Here is a 19,747-nt window from a genome sequence, read left to right on the forward strand (position 1 = left end):
AGTCATGCAACCAATTGCAATTGAACCGGTTTTAGGGGCATTGCCGTGGCGGTGACGCCGCATTGCGCCCCCGCTTACGGAATTTTCAATGAACATTCAGACGAACCCGAACAAGATCGAACAGACAAGCGCCGGCTTCCCGGTGGTGACGGAAGCGCCGATACGCTCCAATTTCCTGCCCGAGGACCGGCTGCGCGCCTTGGGCGTTGCGCTCGCCAAGGGCGAAGTCAAGGAATTGTTCGGGCTCGCTCCGTTCGAGTTCCAGGCCCGCATCCGCGACAGCGCCAAGAAAATACTCGAAGTCTACCGCTCGACCAACGCCGCCCAGGCCGAGGGCGAGACCATCACGCCGGCCGCGCAATGGCTGCTCGACAACAACTACCTGGTCGAAGAGACCATCTTCCAGGTCAAGCGCGACCTGCCGCGCCGCTTCTATCGCCAACTGCCGACGCTGACACTCGGCGACGGCACGGTGCTGCCGCGCGCCTTCGTCGTTGCCTGGGGCTATGTCGAGCATTCCGACAGCTCCGTCTCGGCCAATATGTTCAAGGCGATCGTCGAGGGCTTCCAGTCGGTCGAGCCGATGAAGATCGGCGAGCTCTGGGCGCTGCCGTCGCTGCTGCGCTTTGTGCTGATCGAGAACCTGCGCCGCATCGCCGTGCGCGTCGATCGTACCAGGCAGATGCGCCACATCGCCAACGAGGTCGCGGACCGTGTTCTGGCGACCGACGACAATGCCGACCGCACGAGGATCCTGTCCAACTACGGCACGCATGCGCAGGACACCACCTTCGCCACCCAGCTGCTCTACCGCTTGCGCGACGGGTCGCAGAACGCCGGCCGCGCGCTGGAATGGCTGGAAGGCGAGCTCGAAAAGACCGGCTCCGACGCCGAGGAGATCATCATCTCCGAGCATCAGACGCTCTCCAGCGGCAACGTCACGACCGGCAACATCATCCGCGGCCTGCGCCTCATCAACGACGTCGACTGGACGGTCTGGTTCGAGGGCGTCAGCCGCATCGACACGCTGCTGCGCCAGAAGACCGATTTCGCCGACCTCGACTTCTTCTCGCGCGACCAGTACCGCACAGCGATCGAGCAGCTGGCGCGCCGCTCGGATCTGTCCGAATACCGGGTGGCCGAAAAGGCGATCGAGCTTGCCGGCCACACGCCCGGCGTCACCGACGCGTCCGGCGTGCCCGAAACCGCCGACCCCGACGTGCATACCGATGTCGGCTTCTTCCTGGTTGGCCCGCGCCGCCAGGAACTGGAAAAGGCGATCGGCTACCGGCCGCCTTTCTATGTGACCTTCAAGCGCGGCTTTGCCAGCGCCGGCTGGTTGGGCATCGTCGTGCCGGTCTTCCTTTTGACGGCGCTGCTGCTCGTGCTGTCGGGCAGGGCGCTTGCCAATCTCGGCCTGTCGGTGGAATCGATCACGCTGATGCTGGCGCTGTTCGCGGTGCCGGCAAGCGAAGGCGCTCTAGCCTTCTTCAACACCGTGGTGGCACTGTTCCTGAAACCGACCAGGCTTGTCGGCTACGATTACAACAAGCACGGCATCCCGGCTGAATCGCGCACCCTGGTCGTGGTGCCTTCGCTGATCGGCTCGCGCGACGACGTCGAGGAAAATATCCGCAACATCGAGGTGCATCATCTCGCCAACACGGCCGAGGAGATTCACTTCGCGCTGTTGTCCGACTGGCCGGATTCCAAGACCGAGATCGACGCCGCCGATATCGAGATCCTGCAATATGCCCGCGACGAGATCGCCAGGCTGAACACCCGCTATCCGTCGGAAGGCTCGCCGCGCTTCTATCTCCTGCATCGCCGCCGGCTCTACAATCAGGCGCAGGGCTGCTGGATGGGATGGGAGCGCAAGCGCGGCAAGCTGCATGAGCTGAACCTCCTGCTGCGCGGCGACAGCGACACCACCTTCCTGCCGCTCAACGTGCCGCTGCCGGAAAAGGTCGTCTATGTGATGACGCTCGACGCCGATACGCGCACCACGCGCGATGCGGTTTCGGACCTGGTCGGCAAGCTTGCCCACCCGCTCAACCGCCCGCATTTCGATCCGGTCAAGCGCGTCGTCACCGCCGGTTACACCATCCTGCAGCCGCGCATCACCGCTTCGCTCACCAGCGGCGACGACGCCTCCTTCTTCCAGCGCGTCTTCTCGGCCAATCGCGGCCTCGACCCTTATGTGTTCGCCGTTTCCGACGTCTATCAGGACGTCTTCGGCGACGGTTCCTTCACCGGCAAGGGTCTCTACCATGTCGACGCCTTCGAGGCGGCGCTGAAGAACCGCATCGACGAAAACACCATCCTCAGCCACGATCTGCTCGAAGGCGCGCTCGCGCGAGCCGCACTGGTGACGGATGTCGAACTGGTCGAGGACTATCCGACACGCTACTCGGTCGACGCCTCGCGCCACCATCGCTGGGCGCGCGGCGACTGGCAGTTGCTCGGCTACATCTTCGACCCGCGCTCCGGCGTGCCTGCGCTGTCGCGCTGGAAGATGGTCGATAATCTGCGCCGCTCGGTCACCCCGATCTTCTGGGTGATGGCCTGTATCGCCGGCTGGACGCTGCTGCCCTTCACCCAGGCGGCGCAGTGGCAGGCCCTTCTGATCCTCAGCCTGTTCATGGCGCCGACCTTCGACATCGTGAACGGCATCCTGCCGAAGAGCGGCGACCAGACGCCGCGTGGCCATTTCTCCGCCTTGGCGCGCGACACCGTGTTCGGCACCGCGCTTGTGGCGCTCAAAGTGCTGTTGATGGCGCATCTCGCCTGGATGATGGGCGATGCCATCGTCCGCACCATCTACCGGCTCTTCGTCAGCCGTCAGAACCTGCTCGAATGGCGCACCGCCTCGCAGGCCGCCAAGAACAGCGGCAGCGATCTCGGCGCCTATTACGGCATGATGTATGGCGCGGTGATCATCGGCGTCGTCGGCCTCGCGATTCCGGTGCTGGCCGATTCCACCGGCGCTTTCGTCGCTTTCTTCTTCGCCATCTTCTGGATCGCTTCGCCCGCCGTCGCTTGCTGGATCAGCCGCTCGGCCGAGACCGAGGACAGGCTGCGCATCTCGAGCGCCGACATCCACGCGCTGCGCACCTTCGCGCGCCGCACCTGGCACTATTTCGAGACCTTCGTGACGGCCGAGCAGCATCATCTGCCGCCGGACAATTTCCAGGAAAGCCCGGCGCCGGTGGTGGCGCCGCGCACCTCGCCGACCAATATCGGCGTCTATCTGCTTTCGGTGGTGTCAGCGCGCGATTTCGGCTGGATCAGCCTGTCGGACGCCATCACCCGCATCGACGCCACGATGACGACCATCGAGAACATGCCGCGCGATCGCGGCCATCTCTACAACTGGTATGACACGACGACGCTGAAGCCGCTCTATCCGCTCTACATCTCCGCTGTCGACAGCGGCAATCTCGCTGGACATCTGGTTGCGGTGGCCGCCTCCTGCGCCGAATGGGCCGAAGCGCCGTCGGTGCACCTGCAGGGCGATTTCGAAGGCATCATCGACACCGTCACCATTCTCGACGAAAGCCTGGACGAGCTGCCGGACGACCGTCGGCAACTGCGGCCGCTGCGCCAGCGCCTGGCCGACCGTCTCGACGGGATGCGTCGCGCGGTTGCGACCATCAAGGCACAGCCTGAGATGGCGTCGATCCGCACTATCAACCTTGCCGTGCTGGCTGGCGAGATCCGCAAGCTCGCCACCGCCATCCACACCGAGGCGGCCTCGCCGAAAAGCGATGTCATCGCCGACTGGGCGGAGCGGCTGGAAGCGACCTGCGAGGCGCATGTGCACGATTCGCACAATGACGAGAGCGCGGTCGCCGCTCTGCGCGCCAAGCTGCTTGCGCTGCGCGAGCGCTGCCGCCGCTATGCCTTCGAGATGGATTTCTCCTTCCTGATGCGCCAGGAGCGCAAGCTGCTCTCGATCGGCTACCGGGTCGAGGACCGCCAGCTCGACGAGAGCTGCTACGACCTGCTTGCCTCGGAAGCGCGGCTCACCAGCCTGTTCGCCATCGCCAAGGGCGACCTGCCGACCGAGCATTGGTTCCGTCTCGGACGGCCGATCGTCGAGATCGGCTTCCAGGGCGCGTTGATGTCCTGGTCGGGCTCGATGTTCGAGTATCTGATGCCGCCGCTGGTGATGAAGGAGCCGCAGGGCTCGATCCTCAACCAGACCAGCAAGCTCATCATCAAGCGCCAGATCCAGTATGCGCGTTCCAAGAACGTGCCCTGGGGCATTTCGGAAGCGGCCTACAATGCCCGCGACCGCGAGCTCACCTACCAGTACACCAATTTCGGCGTGCCCGGGCTCGGCCTGAAGCGCGGCCTTGGCCAGAACACCGTGATCGCGCCCTATGCGACGATCCTGGCCGCCCAGTTCAGTCCGCGCGAGGCGGTGCAGAACCTGCAGCGGCTGCGCTCGATCGGCGCGCTTGGCCGCCACGGCTTCTACGACGCGGTCGATTTCACACCGCAGCGCGTGCCTGAAGGCACCGACCACGCCGTGGTGCAGAACTACATGGCGCACCATTCCGGCATGTCGATCGCCGCGGTAGCCGACGCCATTTTCGAGGGCCGGCTGCGCGAGCGTTTCCACAGCGATCCGGTGATCGAGTCGGCCGAGCTTCTGTTGCAGGAGAAGGCGCCGCGCGACATTCCGACCGCAACCGTCAGGACAGAAGCGGACGAGCGATCCAAGGACGAAACCGAGACCGAGAGCCCCGACAGCCGCGTCATCCTCGATCCGATCAAGGCGCTGCGAGCGACCAACGTCATGTCCAACGGCCGCTATTCGGTCATGGTCACCGCGACGGGCTCCGGCTACAGCCGCTTCGGCGAGCTTGCCGTCACCCGCTGGCAGCCGGATCCGAGCGAGGACCGGCTCGGCTCCTACATCTTCCTGCGCGACACCGCGACGGGTGACTGGTGGTCGGCCACGGCGGAACCGAAGCGCGCCGAGGGCGAACGCGTCCAGACGCTGTTCGGCGACGACAAGGCGAGCTTCACCAAGACATTGGGCTCGCTGCGTTCCGAAGTCGAATGCATCGTCATTTCCGAAGGCAATGGCGAAGGCCGCCGCATCACCCTCTACAATGACGGCGCTGCCGACCGGCATATCGAGGTGACCTCCTTCACCGAACTGGTGCTCGGCAACGAAGCCTCTGACAACGCGCATCCGGCATTCTCCAAGATGTTCGTCGAGACCGAGATCGCGCCGAACAACGGCGCGATCTTCGCCACGCGGCGCAAGCGCGACAAGAACGACCCCGACCTCACCATGGTGCATTTCGTCACCGACCCGTCGGGCCCGTCGCGCGATGCCGAGGCCGAGACCGACCGGCGCGCCTTCATCGGCCGTGGCCGCACCATTGCCGATGCCGTCGCTTTCGATCCCGGCGTCAGGCTTTCGGGCAGCCAGGGCTTCACGCTCGACCCGGTGGCAGCACTTCGCCGCCAGGTGCGCGTGCCGGCCAACAAGAAGATCTCGCTGACCTTCTGGACCGCCGTCGGCGCCAATCGCGCCGAGCTCGACGAGGCGATCGCCCGCCTCGACCACCAGGAGAGCTTCGCCCGCCAGGCCATGCTGGCCTGGACGCGGAGCCAGGTGCAGACGCGCCATCTGGGCCTCAGCCTCACCGACGCCGCCAATGTGCAGAAGCTGGCGCGCTACCTGATCTATCCCGATCCGTTCCTGCGCCTGCCGGCGGAATCCATCGCGTCGGGCCTCGGCCGCCAGTCGAGCCTGTGGCCGACCAGCATCTCCGGCGATTTCCCGATCTTCCTCGTGCGCATCGGCGACGTCGCCGATCTCGAGATCGTCGCCCAGGCGCTCCGTTTCCAGGAATATATGCGGGCGCGGGGCATGATGATCGACTTCGTCGTCGTCAACGAGCAGGCCTCGTCCTATGTGCAGGACCTGCAGCGCGCGGTGGAGACGCTGTGCGAGAACAGCCGCCTGCGCGGCCGCGAGCTCGGGCCGCGCCAGCACATCTTCGCGGTGCGCCGCGACCTGATGGATGAGCCGACCTACAAGACCTTGCTGTCGGTGGCGCGCGTCGTGCTGCACACGCGCAACGGCACGATCTTCGACCAGCTCGAACGCGCCGAGACCGCGGCCCTGCAGGCCCGCGATGCCTTGCTTCAGGCCGAGGGCGGCTCGCCGCGCGAACCTGTTCCGCCGCTGCCTTTGCCGGTGCCGGCAAGCCATGGTGGAAGTGATGTCGCCGCCGACGGCAGCGGTCTCAGCCTGTGGAACGGCTTTGGCGGCTTCGACGGTGACGGCCGCCACTATGTGACGCGGCTGACCGGACGGCGTTCGACGCCGCAGCCCTGGATCAACGTCATCTCCAACGCTGCCTTCGGCTTCCACGTCTCGGCCGAAGGCGCCGGCTTCACCTGGAGCCGCAACAGCCGCGACTACCAGCTGACGCCGTGGTCGAACGACCCGGTGTCCAACCGGCCGGGCGAGGGCTTCTATGTCTTCGACCACGCCAGCGGCAAGGCGTTCTCGCCGATGGCCGCGACGGTCCGCGATCCGTCGATGACCTATGAGACCTGGCACGGCCAGGGCTTTTCCACCTTCCGCTCGAAGCGCGGGCCTCTGTCGATGGACCTGACGCAGGTGGTCGATCCCGTCGATCCGGTGAAGATCACCCGGCTGCGCATCCAGAATTCGGGCTCCGTGCCGGCGCGCCTGCGTGTCTATGCCTATGCCGAATGGGTGCTGGGCGGCCACCGCTCGCGCACCGCGGCGACCATAGTGCCGACTCGGGACGCGGCGACAGGCGCGCTTCTGGCGCAGAACCCCTATGGCCTCGATTTCGGCGAGCGTGTCGCCTTTCTGGGGGCCAGCCATCCGATCCATTCGGTGACCGCTGACCGCTCCGAATTCGTCGGCAGGCACGGCACGACGGAGTATCCGCAAGCCGTGCTCGGCGGGCTTGCGCTTTCGGGGCGCATCGAAGCGGGCGACGACCCTTGCGCGGTTGTCGCCAGCGACATCGACATTCCGGCCGGTGGCGACGTGACGCTGCTCTGGCTGCTTGGCGACGCGGCCACGCCCGCCGAGGCAAGCGCCCTGGTGCAGACCCATCGCGGCAAGGATTTCGACCAGCGCCTGGCCGACAATGAAAAGGCCTGGCGCGGCTTCCTCGACACCATCCAGGTCGAGACGCCCGACGAGGCGATGAACGCCATGGTCAACCATTGGTTGCCCTATCAGGCCGTTGCCTGCCGCATCCGCGCGCGCTCGGCCTTCTACCAGGCGAGCGGCGCTTTCGGCTTCCGTGACCAGTTGCAGGACACGCTCTCCCTTCTGGCGCACGACCCGAAGCTGGCGCGTGACCAGATCCTCAATGCCGCGCGCCGGCAGTTCCCGGAAGGCGACGTGCAGCACTGGTGGTTGCCGCGCACCGATGCCGGCGTGCGCACCATGATCTCGGACGACGTCGTCTGGCTGGCGCATGCGACGGCCCGCTACATCGAGGTGACCGGCGACGCCGCCATCCTCAAGGAGCAGTTGCCCTTCATCGACGGGCAGCAGCTCGGCGAGGACGAGCATGACGCCTTCTTCACGCCCGAGATCACCAAGAACACCGCGCCGCTCTATGACCATTGCGCGCGGGCGCTCGATCTAGCGATCAAGCGCAGCAGTCCTGCCGGCCTGCCGCTCATCCTCGGCGGTGACTGGAACGACGGCATGAACCGTGTCGGCGAGGGCGGCAAGGGCGAGAGCGTGTGGCTGGGCTGGTTCCTGCTGAAGACGCTCACCGACTTCGCGCCTGTCGCCAAGGGACAGGGCGACGCCAAGCGGGCGCAGGCCTGGGTGAAGCACGCGGACGCGCTGAAGCGGGCCCTGGAAAGCACCGCCTGGGACGGCCAGTGGTACCGGCGCGGCAGCTTCGACGACGGCACGCCGCTCGGCTCGCACAATTCGCACGAGTGCAAGATCGATTCCATCGCTCAGTCCTGGAGCGTGCTGTCGGGCGAGGGCGATCCCGCGCGCTCGACGACGGCCATGGAACAGGCGACCGAGATGCTGGTCGACGACGATCTCAAGATCGTAAAGCTGTTCACGCCACCCTTCTCGAAAAGCGAGAAAGACCCCGGCTATATCAAGAGCTATCCGCCGGGCGTGCGCGAGAATGGCGGCCAGTACACCCATGCCGCCACCTGGTTCGTCATCGCGCTGGCCGAGATGGGCCGCACCGACGAGGCCTACCGCTGCTTCTCGATGCTGAACCCGGTCAATCATGCTGCGGACGAGGCAGCGGCCGAGCACTATCGCGTCGAGCCCTATGTCGTGGCCGCCGACATCTATGCCGGCGAAGGCAAGGGCGGCCGTGGCGGCTGGACCTGGTATACGGGGTCGGCCGGCTGGCTTTACCGCGCCGCGGTGGAAGGCATCCTCGGCATCGAGCGGCGCGGCAAGGAGATCACGTTTAGGCCGAAGCTGCCCGTGCACTGGGACGGCTACGCCGCGACGCTCAAGATGTTCGACGGCGAGATCAAGCTTCGCGTCATCCGCGACAAAAAGACCAAGTCGATCTCGCTAGAAGTCGACGGTTCGAAGAAAAAATCGGCCTCTTTTGAGCCGAAGGCCGGCGGCAAGGCAGAGGTCGTCGTCAGGATACCAGCGTAAAATCAAAGGCTTGGGCTATCGGCCGCGCGTCCATCGGGATGCGCGGCCGATCGCCGTTTTTTACTTGGCGAGGCTCCCGCGCCCGGGCGCGTGCCTTACTTTAGGGCAGGCTAAGCAAGAGCTTGTGATTAAAAATGTGGCAGCGCGGGGCAAGTGCCATTATTTTGCCGCAAGGCTGACATTTCACCTTTTATCTCAAACCGTTAGGCGATCACGTCAGATTTCGTACCGTCGTCATCTTTTGTTCGCTAAATGGGAACGGAAGGGATAGACGACGCATTGTTTCGCGACACATTAACCGATACGTGTCAAAAAATGGTGCGGTGCACAATACGGGCATTGAGCACGGACAAGAGTTTGGCGGAGTAGCTGAAGTGTCACTTCTGCAGATCTACTTTAGAGCGCTGGGTTATCTGGCGGCCGACAAGAAGCGCGTCGCGCTGATTTGCTGCGCCAATGTCGCGCTCGCGGCGATCGCAATCCTCGAGCCGATCCTGCTCGGGCGGGTGATTGGTGCCATCTCGGAAAAAGGCCCGGTGTTTTCGACGCTCGCCGTCTGGGCCGCGCTCGGCATCTTCAACGTCGTCGCTTTCGTGCTCGTGGCGCGCGGCGCCGATCGCTTCGCCCATGCCCGCCGCTCCGAAGTGCTGTGCCAGTCCTTCGAGCGCGTGATCACCATGCCGCTCGCCTGGCATCACCAGCGCGGCACGTCCAATTCGCTGCACACGCTGCTGCGCGCCGTTGAGACCCTGTTCAGCCTGTGGCTCGAATTCATGCGCGTGCATCTCTCGACCGCCATCGCGCTGGTGCTGCTGGTGCCCACCGCACTCGCCATGGATATCCGCATGTCCATCGTGCTGCTCGGCCTCGGCGTGCTCTACGTTGGCATCGGCCGCATCGTCATGCGTCGCACCAAGTCGGGGCAGACCGCCGTCGAGCGCCACTACCACACCGTCTTTGCCCATGTCTCCGACAGCGTCAGCAATGTCGCCGTGCTGCAGAGCTACAACCGCATCGGTCATGAGACCGCGACGTTGAAGCGTTACGTCAAGGACCTGCTCGACGCGCAGAACCCTGTGCTCGACTGGTGGGCGATCGCCAACGCGCTGAACCGCCTGTCGTCGACCATCTCGATGATGATCGTGCTGTCGATCGGCGCCTATCTCGTTACCCGGGGCCAGCTCCGCGTCGGCGACGTCGTCGCCTTCACCGGCTTTGCCGGAATGCTGATCGCCCGTCTCGACCAGATGTCTGCCTTCACCACCCAGATTTCCGAGGCGCGCGCCAAGCTCGAGGACTTCTACCGCCTCGAGGACTCGGCCGCCGAAACCGTCGAGCCCGATGGCCTGCGCGAGCTCGCCAACGTCACCGGCCATGTGCGCTTCGAGGACGTCAGCTTCGAGTTCGCCAATTCCGGTCACGGCATCGAGGACGTCTCGTTCGAAGTCCAGGCCGGCCAGACGGTCGCCATCGTCGGTCCGACCGGCGCCGGCAAGACGACGCTCATCAATTTGTTGCAGCGCGTCTTCACCCCGTCCAGCGGCCGCATCCTGATCGACGGCGTAGACACCCGCACGGTGACCCGCAAGTCGCTGCGCCATTCGATCGCCACCGTCTTCCAGGATGCCGGCCTGCTCAACCGCTCGATCGAGGACAACATCCGCGTCGGCCGCGCCGATGCGAGCAATGACGAGGTGCACGCTGCCGCCAATGCCGCCGCCGCGCAGGACTTCATCCTCTCCAAGAGCTGCGGCTACGATACCGTCGTCGGCGAGCGCGGCGGCCAGCTCTCGGGCGGCGAGCGCCAGCGTATCGCCATTGCCCGCGCCGTGCTGAAGGACGCGCCGATCCTCGTGCTCGACGAGGCGACCAGCGCGCTGGACGTGGAAACCGAGGACCGCGTCAAGGAAGCGATCGACGAGCTGCGCCGCAATCGCACGACCTTTATCATCGCTCACCGCCTGACCACGGTCCGCGACGCCGACCTCGTCGTCTTCATGGACAAGGGCAAGGTGGTCGAGTCCGGTGGCTTCACCGAACTGTCGCTGCGCAACGGCCGCTTCGCCTCCCTGCTGCGCGCCGGCGGCCTGCTCAACGACGAAGAGGTCCGCCGCCTCAGCCGTCCGGTTACGGAAGCGGCGTAATCCTAGAGCTCCCCCTTCTCCCGCAAGGGGAGAAGGCAAGGGCGCGCTCCCGCCTGCGACATCCGTCCAATTGCCCCAAACCTCATGCCGGTCTATTTAGGTCGGCATGAGCGACACCACCTCACGGCTAGCCGCCTGGACCGATCTCGCCAACCCGACGCGCTTCGTTGGGCTGGCGGACAAGATCATTCCGTGGCTGGCGGCGGTCGCGGCGATCCTGCTCGCCGTCGGCCTCTATATGAGCTTCACCGCGCCGGAGGATTTCCAGCAGGGGATCACCGTGCGCATCATGTACATCCACGTGCCTTTCGCCTGGCTGGCCATGATGTGCTACACGATCATGGCGATCGCGGCGCTGGGCACCCTTGTCTGGCGTCATCCGCTGGCCGACGTGGCGCTGAAATCGGCGGCCCCGATCGGCGCCACCTTTACAGCACTGGCCCTGATCACCGGCTCCATCTGGGGCAAGCCGATGTGGGGCACCTGGTGGGTGTGGGACGCGCGGCTGACCTCGGTCTTCGTGCTTTTCCTGATGTATCTCGGCATCATCGCGCTGACCCGGGCGCTGGATGATGCCGGCCGCGCCGCCTGGGCCGCCGCCATCATCACCCTGGTCGGCTTCATCAACATCCCGATCATCAAATTCTCGGTCGACTGGTGGAACACGCTGCACCAGCCTGCCTCGGTCTTCCGCCTCGGCGGCCCGACCATCGATCCCTCGATGCTGTGGCCGCTCGCCGTGATGGCGCTCGGCTTCACCGTGCTGTTCTTCGCCCTGCATCTGATGGCGATGCGCACGGAGATTTTCAGGCGCCGCGTGACCGCGATGCGCAGGGTCGCGGCGCGACAGGCGGAGCGGGCTTAACCTTCTCCCTAGGGGAGAAGGAAATGCGCTGCTCACCCCATCCGTCCCCTTGCCGCCACCGGCAGCGTTTCCAGCACCTTGTCGCCGTCGATCAGGTGCACCTGGTCGAACAAATTCGTCACCACGCAGCAATGATCGGGCACGACGCGCACGCGCTGGCCGATGCCAAGGCCCGCGCCGTCCGAGAGTGTCACGGTGCCATGCTCTTCGCTCAATCCGGTGACCCGCGCGCCCGGCACCCCGAGCAGCTCGCCGAACTCGGGCAGCCCGAGCGTATCTGAAGACAGCGCCTTGCTGCCGCTGTCGAGGATGGCGCGGGTCGCAGTCGGATGGCTGACCACCGTGGCAAGCACCGTCAGCGCGCAATCGTCCAACGTGCCGACGCCTTTGGCGACCTGGTAGCGGTCGAGATAGATATAGGTGCCGGGCCGGTATTCGGTGACGACGCTGTCTTCGCCGGAGCGCCACATGTCAGGCGTGCCGCCGCTGGAGATGCGTTCGCATTCGAGTCCCGCCGCGGCAAGCGTATCGCGCGCGGTCTTCAGCCAGGCTTCCGCCTCGCCGGCGCGCCCCGCGGCCGGATAGGTCATCAGCCCGCCGAAGCTTAGGCCCTCGGCCTTGTCGATCACCTTCGCCAGCGCCAGCGCGTCGTTGGCGCTCTGCACGCCGCAACGGCCCATGCCCGTATCGCACTCGACCAGCACGGACAGCGGATGACCGGCATCGGTGAAGGCGGCGGCAAGCCCTTCCAGCGTATCGTGGCTGTCCGCCGTCACCGAGAGTATGACACGGCCATGCAGCGCCTTCAGCCGCTCCAGCTTGGCGCGGCCGAGGATGTTGTAGGGCAGGAAAATGTCGGTCAGCCCGGCATCGGCCATCACCTCCGCCTCGCCGATCTTCTGGCAGGTGATGCCGATGGCGCCCGCCGCCACCTGCTTCTTTGCCCAGTAAGGCAGCTTGTGCGTCTTGATATGCGGCCTGAGCTTCAACCCGCGGGCATCGGCATGCGCCTGCGCCTTTTTGATGTTGGCTTCGGCGCGGGCCGCATCGATGAGGATCGCCGGGGTGTCGAGGTCGTCTATGCTTGCCATGGGATCACCGTCCAAAGCATGTCTTCCGAGCGGCAACCGCTGCGGGATAAGACATTGCGTTAAAACAAATCAGTTGGGTTTATGGCCCCGAAAGCCGCCCATGTCACGGGGCCAACCCGTCAGTTTGCGTCGACAGCGGGCGGGCATTGGGCTATTCGGATGGGCAGATTTCAGCAGGCAACGGCCGGGAGGAAACACGACCATGAAGCGCTCCAAGATCAACGACATCATCCGCGAAGCCGACGCCTTCATCCGCTCCTTCGGCTATATCATGCCACCCTTCGCCTATTGGTCGCCAGAAGAGATGAAGGCGCATAAGGCCGACTCCTCGGCCATCTTCACCTCGCGCCTCGGCTGGGACATCACCGATTACGGCCAGGAGAAGTTCGACGAGCTAGGCCTGTTCCTGTTCACCGTACGCAACGGCCGCTACGAGGACATGAAGCTCGGCATGGGCATGCTCTATGCCGAAAAGATCATGATCTCGCGCAAGGACCAGCTGTCGCCGATGCATCGACACAACATCAAGGCCGAGGACATCATCAACCGCGGCGGCGGCAAGCTGGTGCTGGAACTCTTCATGCACGATCGCGACGGCGGCATCGACCCGAAGGCGGAGGTGTCTGTGCCGGTCGACGGCACCATCCACCGGATGCCGGCCGGCGGCCTGCTGAAGCTCGATCCGGGTCAGAGCGTGACGCTCCTGCCCGGCGTCTGGCACGCCTTCTGGGCCGAGGGCAAGGACGTGCTGATCGGCGAGGTCTCGACCGTCAACGACGATTTGACCGACAACGTCTTCCGCGAGCCGATCGGCCGCTTCTCCAACATCGACGAGGACGTCGCGCCGCTGCACCTCTTGGTGTCGGATTATGAGAAGTGGGTGGGGTAGGCGAGGGATGCTTCACTACCGAGCGTACTTATCCGCCTTGCGGTTCCCAAGCAGCAGCTTGCGTTCCAGATGCGCTCGGAGCTCGCCGTAATAGGCGGTAAGAAAAGCCTTTGAATCGATCGGCTCGACCCTGGCGCCGATCTTGCGGGCGATGGTCTCGGCCACCGCCTTCAGCGCCGAATAGTCATCGCGGCGCAACACTTCCTCCAGCTTCTGCAACTCGGCAATGCCATAGGCGTCGAGCTGTGCGGGGCTGAACTGGAAGCGGGCCGCGACCAGGTCCTTGCGCTGCGAAAGGTCTTCGACCAACGCCACTTTCGGCGCCTCGACCACCCAAGTGCCGGCGAGCAGGTCGCCGATCCTCAGCCGATCGCGGTTGAACAGCGGAAACAGCGAGAACAGCAGCGCCCAGACCAGGCCGAAGATGGTCGTCAGCGTGTCGGCGACATCGGCGCTGGCGCGCGCGGCGAGGATCGACAGCGGCAGGAACACTTCGATCTCGCGCATCAGATTGCGCGCGATGACCTGGTCGATGGTGAGGCCGGCGCCGCTGCGCGACGCGACTCTTGCGCCAACCATGCGCTTGCCCGGCGTGGCTGCCCGCCGGCCCGCCTCGAAGGCGATGAAATAGACGTTGCGGAGGAAGAAGATGAAGATGATCCAGACGATGAACAGTGGCTGGGCATCCTGGATACCAAGCCCGGCAAGGCCGAAGATCATCACCAGCGAGACGACCACGGCCGCGACGGCGATGATCACCACGTCGAGCAGGAATCCGGAAGCGCGGGTGCCGGCATCCGCCAGCTTGACCCGCAGGTCCACGCCTTCGGGTGTCACCAGCGGACGTATCAGCGCGGCAGGGTTCTTTGCCTTGGCTGTCCTAGCGGTCGCCATGCCGCACCATCCGCAACAGGTAGAAATATGAGATCCAGAGCGCCAGCATGCCGCCGCCGATCGAATAGCGGGCGAGGTCGCTGGTGATCGTCTGCCGGCCGATGCCTTCCAACAGTCCGGCAAAAAGCAGCATCACCGTGACGCCGATCATGGCGGTCGCCGCCACGCGCCCGGCTCGCGCCGCGGCCGCCATGCGGGTCAGCTCGCCGGGAAAGGCGATGCTGGTGCCGATGCGCATGCCTGCCGCACCCGCGATGGCGATGGCGAACAGCTCCGTCGTGCCGTGGATCGAAAGCCAGCCGCCGAGCTCGAAGCCCAGGCCCTTGGCGGCATAGATCTGGAAAATGGCGCCGAGCATGCAGCCATTCATCAGGATGATCAGCACGCTCGGCACGGCGAAGGCGAAGCCCAGCGCGAAGGCCAGGATCGACACCTGCGTGTTGTGGGTGAAGAGATAGGCCGCGAAGCCCGACAGGAAATGATCGCCGCCGCCGTAAAGCACGCTGCGCAGCGTCTCGGCCGACGAATCCGGGTTGCGCCCGCCCGCCAGGCTCGGCGCGATGATGGCGTCGTACCAGCGCTTGTCCGAAGCGACCAGCCAATAGCCGGCAATGGCACCGATGACGGTGAGCCCGACCGATGTCCATACTTCGCGCCAAAGGTCGCGGATCGCCGCCGGCCAGTCGTGCAGGAAGAAATCGCCGATGCGCGTTCTCAAGCTCCGCCGGGCGCCATAGAGATAAAAATAGCCGCGCAGGCACAGCGCCTCGAGATAGGCGATCAACGCGCTGTCGAGCGAGGTCGCGCGCGCCACCGAAAGCGACGACAGCGCCGAACGGTAGAGGAGCGGCAACGACAGCAGCTCGTCTTCTGAGAGCGCGCGCGGCGCGCGTTTTTCGACGCGCGCGAGCAGCGCCTCGAAGGCTTTCCAGTCGGCCTCGCGCTCCTGGCGGAAGCTTGCCAGCGACTGGCGCACGGAATCGGTGCCGGCCGACAGCGTCATAAGAGGTTCTCCTCCTTGAGCTGGATATAGCGCTCGACCAGCGCCGGACCGAGCCGCTGGTGGTCGGCCTCGATGACATGCGCGCCAAGCAGCCTGAGCCTGCCGATCACCACCTGCCGCTGCCGCAAGAGGTCGCCGGCGGTGACGGAGCGGGCGACATCCTCGGGCGCCGCCGGCGCCATGTCGGCCAGCGTTTCGAGTTCCACATCCTTCATCAGCATGAACAGCACCAGATGCCGCTCGGTAAGCCGGCCAACGGTGCGCAGCATCAATTCGGCGCTGATCGGATCGACGAAATCGGTAAAGACGATGACCAGCGAGCGCCGGTCGAGCTTCGCCGAAAGCGTGGTGAGCGCCAGGGTGAAGTTGGTCTCCTCGGTCGAATAGTCGATCTCGGCGGCGCGCTTCTGGATCATGGTGAAGCTCGGCGAGCCGCGCACCGCGCCGCTCGACACGCGCGGCCTGGCATCGAAGGAGAATAGGCTGACGAGGTCGCCGCCCTTGAGCGCGATGAACGCCGACAGAAGCGCCGCCGTCACCGCCCGGTCGACCTTCGGCACCCCGTCGACCGGCTCGCACATCAGCCGGCCGCTATCGATGGCCAGAACGATGTTGTTGTTCTCCTCGATCCGGAACTCGCGCGCCAGAAGCTTGCCGTGCCGAGCGCTGCGCTTCCAGTCGATCATGCGCCGCCCCATGCCGGGCTGGTAATCCTTCAGCGCTTCGAACTCGCGGCCCTGGCCGGCACGCTTCTGCGTATGGCCGTCGGCAAGGGCGGAACGGTGCAAGAGCGTGATCGCTTCGTCGCGCGCGCTGTCGACATTGGGCAGCACCGCGACCTTGCGGTCGACCGGCAACACGACCTGATTCCAGATCAGCCCGAATGGACCCTGCCAGCGCAGCCAGAGACGGTCGAAGCCGGCGATGCCGCGGCGGATGGCCTCGAATTCGAGATCGAGCGTGCCGCCACTGGCCGGCAGCGCACCGCCGGTTCCCGCGACCGGCTGCAGCCGCTGGTCATGCCCGACACGCGCCTGCAGGCGCCGCAGCTTTGCGCCGGCGCCGGCCGCGACGTGCAGCGTGAAGCGTCCGCCGACGCCGACTTGCGGCGGCGCCGTCAGCGTGGCCTTGAGCGAGGCGCGGCCCCTGCCTGCGGCCGCGTCCACCGCCAGGAAGGCAAGCAGTAGGCAGATCCACAACAGGCCGAGATACCAGACATGCGGCAAAACGAGCGCGATCAGGAAGGCGGGGATCGCCCCCGCCGCCGCTGCCCAGACCGCTCGGCCGCTCGGATAGATCAACGCGGAGCTTCCGTATTGTCGACGAGGTCGGAGACGATCTGCTCGACCAGCCGCCCGTCGATCTGCGCGGCCGGCGAGAGAACGACACGGTGGCGCAGAGCCGGCACGGCCAGCGCCTTGACGTCGTCGGGGATGACATAGTTGCGGCCGTCGAGCGCCGCCCTGGCGCGCGCGGCTCTCGCCAGCATGGCGCCCGCGCGTGGACTCGCTCCCACTTCTAGGTCAGGGCTTTCGCGCGTGCCGCGCACAAGTGCCGCGATATAGCCGACGACATCGTCGACCAGCGTGACGTCGCCGACCGTGGCCAGCGCTGCTTCCAGCGTCTTGCGGTCGGTCCGCGCCTTGATGCCGTATTGCTCGATATCATGCGAGGCCGAGCCGCCGCCGTGATGGACGATGATGGCGCGCTCTTCGGTGAGATCCGGATAGCTCACCCGATGCTTGAACAGGAAGCGGTCGAGCTGCGCCTCGGGCAGTGGATAGACGCCCTGATGCTCGATAGGGTTCTGCGTCGCCACCACCATGAAATTCCGGCCGAGCGAATGGGTGGTGCCGTCGAAGGTGACGGCATGCTCCTGCATGGCCTCGAGCAGCGCGGCTTGCGTCTTCGGCGGCGTGCGGTTGATTTCGTCGGCGAGCAGAAGATCGCAGAAGATCGGGCCGCGCGTCAGCGTGAACTGCCCGCTCTGGAAATTGTAGATGTTGGAGCCGACGATATCGCCGGGCATCAGGTCGGGCGTGAACTGGATACGGCCATAGGCGACGCCGAGCGCCTGCGCGAAGCAGCGCGCCGTCATGGTTTTGGCGGTGCCCGGCGGGCCTTCGAGCAGGATATGCCCGCCGGCAAACAAAGCCGTCAGCATCAGGTCGACGGTATCGCGCTGTCCGGTGATCGCTTTCGCGACTTCTTCCCTGATCGCGCCCGCCAGGGCTTTCACTTCATCGACGTTCACCGAGCCTCCTTGCCGTCCAGTCATGCAGCTGTTCGGCTGCTTCATGCATTGCGGCCAAATTGTTGGATTCATTCGCGGCCTTGAAGCGCCGGCTGAAGCCATGCGTCTCGCCCTTGTCGCGGGAATCGAGCCAGTGGTCGAGCGCTTCGCCCTGCAGCCCGTGCGGCGCGCCGAGCAAGGCGCCGGCGCGCTGCCGCATCAGCGTTGCATAGCGGTCGCCAAGTTCTTGCAGCCGCCCGGCGCGCCTGAGCAGCATCGCCGTCGTGTCGACCAGCGCCTGCTTGCCGAAGGCGATGGCGCGGCCTTCCGCGCGCGGCGGGCCGAAGCGGCCGAGCCCATGCAGAAAGGCGAGCGCGGCCGCCACCAGCACCGACAGCGTCAGCGCCAGGAAGGGCGGTTCGACCAAAAGCTTGGCAAGATCGTATTTCTGGCCGATGCCGTGCAGTGTCAGGTCGAACATGACGGCGCCCTTGGCGGGCTCGATCATGGCGATCATGTCGAGCGCGGCGGCTGCCGTCCGCTCGTCCTTGAGCCCGGCATTGTTGATGAAATCGGGATCGGTGAGGATGTAGAAGGGTTCGTTGTCGAGCTCGGTCAGGATAGCCCTGCCGTTTCCGGCCGCGATCAGCGGATGGTCGTCCGCCACCCATTGCAGTTCCTCCGGCGCGGGCACCGTTCGGCCGGCGATATTGATCTGCGAGAGCGTGTTCTTCACCTCGCCGAGCTTCGCCTTGGCGATGCGGCCGAGCCAGTCGTTGACAACAGTATTGGGCAGCCGCTCGACCTTGGTCTCCCAGCCGTCATGGCTGAACAAGGGAAAGGTCTGCCATTTCGGCAGGACGAAAAGCGTGTCCTTGCCGGAGCGCAGCTTGATGATGCGGTCGAGCGCGGCCGGGTCGCTGCCCGGCGCGATGGTGACGATGAGCAGAAAAGTCGAGGCCAGCGGCGACCCCAGGTCCTTCTCGCCGCGCTCCATCGGTGGCGCCTGTCCGTTGGCGAGCTTCAGCCATTCGACAAGCCCTGCATAGCCGGTGCCACCCTTCGAAAACGGCGTGGCGCCGCCCTCGGGCTGGCGGAAATCGGGCGCATAAGTGGACAAAAGGAAAAACCCGGCCGCCGCCAGCAGGCTGGCGAAGATGCCCCAGAACAGGGTTCTGCGGCTGAACGGTTCTTGCGCTGCGCCTGTCATCTGCGCGGTCATGCCCAGGCGTCCCGGAAGGCGAACCGCTCATAGGCGCCGCGCGCCTGCCGCCAGCCCTCGGCGCCGACGGGACGGCGGGCAAACAAGGCCGCCTCGACGATGCGGGCGATCTCGCTGAACGCGGCGCGGGGCCGCGTGGGGATAGAGCCCGCGGCGGCGATATCGCGCGCGGTGAGCGACGGGCGCAGGAAGTTGGGCAGCCGGGTGGCTATGTCGGCGACGCTGCGGCGCAACAGAAGATGCACCGCCTCGTCAAACTCGCCGCGCGCTGCGAGCGCATCGGCCTCGGAGAGCAGAACCTGGGCGGCCCCCGCGTCAGGGCGCCATTCTTCCCTCGCTTCGGTTTCTTCGCGTTTCCGCCGCCATGGCAGGCGCCAGGCAACGCCTTTGGCCTCGAGAAAAAGCAGGAAAGCAATGATCGCGACGCCGATGATTACCGCGCCCCAGAACAGATAGATCATGTAAGGGCCGAGCTTAGCTAGGCCCTCCAGTACAGGCTTCAGCCATTCGGGAGGCTCGGGCCGCACATAGGTCGGCAGCCCGAACTGGATCGAATCGTCGGCCAGCAGCTGCTTGTGCAACTGCGCCAGCCGTCCGGCCTCATCCGTCGCTGCGGCTGTCACCCGCTCATTCCCCCTGCAACCTGCGGTTCGGGGCCGACACTGGCAATACGCCATGACAATTGCAAGCGCACTGGACTTAGCCCTTCAACCTTGGCAAATTTACTTTGAAGTC

General features: G+C 65.4%; 11 protein-coding genes. 4 read left to right on the forward strand and 7 right to left on the reverse strand.

All coding sequences use genetic code 11. From position 1 onward, the window contains the following. The first annotated feature begins 88 nt into the window (after positions 1-88). The 3 genes from FJ414_RS03360 to FJ414_RS03370 all read left to right on the forward strand — a co-directional run bounded on the left by FJ414_RS03360 (position 89) and on the right by FJ414_RS03370 (position 11,680). Positions 89-8,671 (forward strand): glucoamylase family protein, encoded by an 8,583-nt coding sequence (locus FJ414_RS03360; protein ID WP_140641273.1) that lies wholly within the window; start codon positions 89-91, stop codon positions 8,669-8,671. Between the two features lie 374 nt (positions 8,672-9,045). Then, complete coding sequence (locus FJ414_RS03365) at positions 9,046-10,815, forward strand: glucan ABC transporter ATP-binding protein/ permease (RefSeq protein ID WP_140641275.1); 1,770 nt, start codon at positions 9,046-9,048, stop codon at positions 10,813-10,815. Between the two features lie 106 nt (positions 10,816-10,921). Further along, positions 10,922-11,680, forward strand: coding sequence for a heme ABC transporter permease (locus FJ414_RS03370; RefSeq protein ID WP_140641277.1), 759 nt, complete (start codon positions 10,922-10,924; stop codon positions 11,678-11,680). 32 nt (positions 11,681-11,712) lie between these two features. On the opposite strand, the gene FJ414_RS03375 is transcribed toward FJ414_RS03370, so the two are convergent. Next, positions 11,713-12,771, reverse strand: coding sequence for a D-TA family PLP-dependent enzyme (locus FJ414_RS03375; protein ID WP_140641279.1), 1,059 nt, complete (start codon positions 12,769-12,771; stop codon positions 11,713-11,715). Between the two features lie 202 nt (positions 12,772-12,973). On the opposite strand from FJ414_RS03375, the gene FJ414_RS03380 reads away from it, so the two are divergent. Further along, positions 12,974-13,660 carry a D-lyxose/D-mannose family sugar isomerase gene (locus tag FJ414_RS03380; protein WP_140641281.1) on the forward strand — a complete coding sequence of 229 codons (687 nt, stop codon included), beginning with the start codon at positions 12,974-12,976 and terminating at the stop codon, positions 13,658-13,660. 15 nt (positions 13,661-13,675) lie between these two features. Here the strand turns inward: FJ414_RS03380 and FJ414_RS03385 are convergent, their stop codons facing one another. From FJ414_RS03385 to FJ414_RS03410, 6 genes are read right to left on the reverse strand one after another with little or no spacing between them, the layout of a single operon-like run. Continuing rightward, positions 13,676-14,554, reverse strand: a complete 879-nt coding sequence (locus tag FJ414_RS03385; protein WP_140641283.1) for an RDD family protein — start codon at positions 14,552-14,554, stop codon at positions 13,676-13,678. Continuing rightward, complete coding sequence (locus tag FJ414_RS03390) at positions 14,541-15,557, reverse strand: stage II sporulation protein M (protein WP_140641285.1); 1,017 nt, start codon at positions 15,555-15,557, stop codon at positions 14,541-14,543. Before FJ414_RS03390 ends, FJ414_RS03385 begins: the two co-directional genes overlap by 14 nt. Continuing rightward, complete coding sequence (locus FJ414_RS03395) at positions 15,554-16,858, reverse strand: DUF58 domain-containing protein (RefSeq protein ID WP_140641287.1); 1,305 nt, start codon at positions 16,856-16,858, stop codon at positions 15,554-15,556. The genes FJ414_RS03390 and FJ414_RS03395 overlap by 4 nt, the downstream gene beginning before the upstream one ends. Continuing rightward, complete coding sequence (locus FJ414_RS03400) at positions 16,855-17,811, reverse strand: MoxR family ATPase (protein ID WP_140641289.1); 957 nt, start codon at positions 17,809-17,811, stop codon at positions 16,855-16,857. Before FJ414_RS03400 ends, FJ414_RS03395 begins: the two co-directional genes overlap by 4 nt. Beyond that, the gene (locus tag FJ414_RS03405; protein ID WP_140641291.1) at positions 17,798-19,012 is read right to left on the reverse strand and encodes a DUF4350 domain-containing protein; all 1,215 of its coding nucleotides are present in this window, start codon (positions 19,010-19,012) and stop codon (positions 17,798-17,800) included. Before FJ414_RS03405 ends, FJ414_RS03400 begins: the two co-directional genes overlap by 14 nt. Beyond that, entirely contained in the window at positions 19,009-19,593 is a 585-nt protein-coding gene (locus FJ414_RS03410) for a DUF4129 domain-containing protein (RefSeq protein ID WP_246672286.1), read from the reverse strand. Before FJ414_RS03410 ends, FJ414_RS03405 begins: the two co-directional genes overlap by 4 nt. Positions 19,594-19,747 lie beyond the last annotated feature (154 nt).

Source organism: Mesorhizobium sp. B3-1-6 (genome assembly GCF_006439555.1).
Taxonomy (GTDB): Bacteria; Pseudomonadota; Alphaproteobacteria; order Rhizobiales; family Rhizobiaceae; genus Mesorhizobium.

Bases quoted from the DNA above. Each gene is read 5' to 3' on its own strand.
- FJ414_RS03360 (WP_140641273.1), top strand. From the start codon at position 89: ATGAACATTCAGACGAACCCGAACAAGATCGAACAGACAAGCGCCGGC.
- FJ414_RS03370 (WP_140641277.1), top strand. From the start codon at position 10,922: ATGAGCGACACCACCTCACGGCTAGCCGCCTGGACCGATCTCGCCAAC.
- FJ414_RS03375 (WP_140641279.1), bottom strand. From the start codon at position 12,771: ATGGCAAGCATAGACGACCTCGACACCCCGGCGATCCTCATCGATGCG.
- FJ414_RS03380 (WP_140641281.1), top strand. From the start codon at position 12,974: ATGAAGCGCTCCAAGATCAACGACATCATCCGCGAAGCCGACGCCTTC.
- FJ414_RS03385 (WP_140641283.1), bottom strand. From the start codon at position 14,554: ATGGCGACCGCTAGGACAGCCAAGGCAAAGAACCCTGCCGCGCTGATA.
- FJ414_RS03390 (WP_140641285.1), bottom strand. From the start codon at position 15,557: ATGACGCTGTCGGCCGGCACCGATTCCGTGCGCCAGTCGCTGGCAAGC.
- FJ414_RS03405 (WP_140641291.1), bottom strand. From the start codon at position 19,012: ATGACCGCGCAGATGACAGGCGCAGCGCAAGAACCGTTCAGCCGCAGA.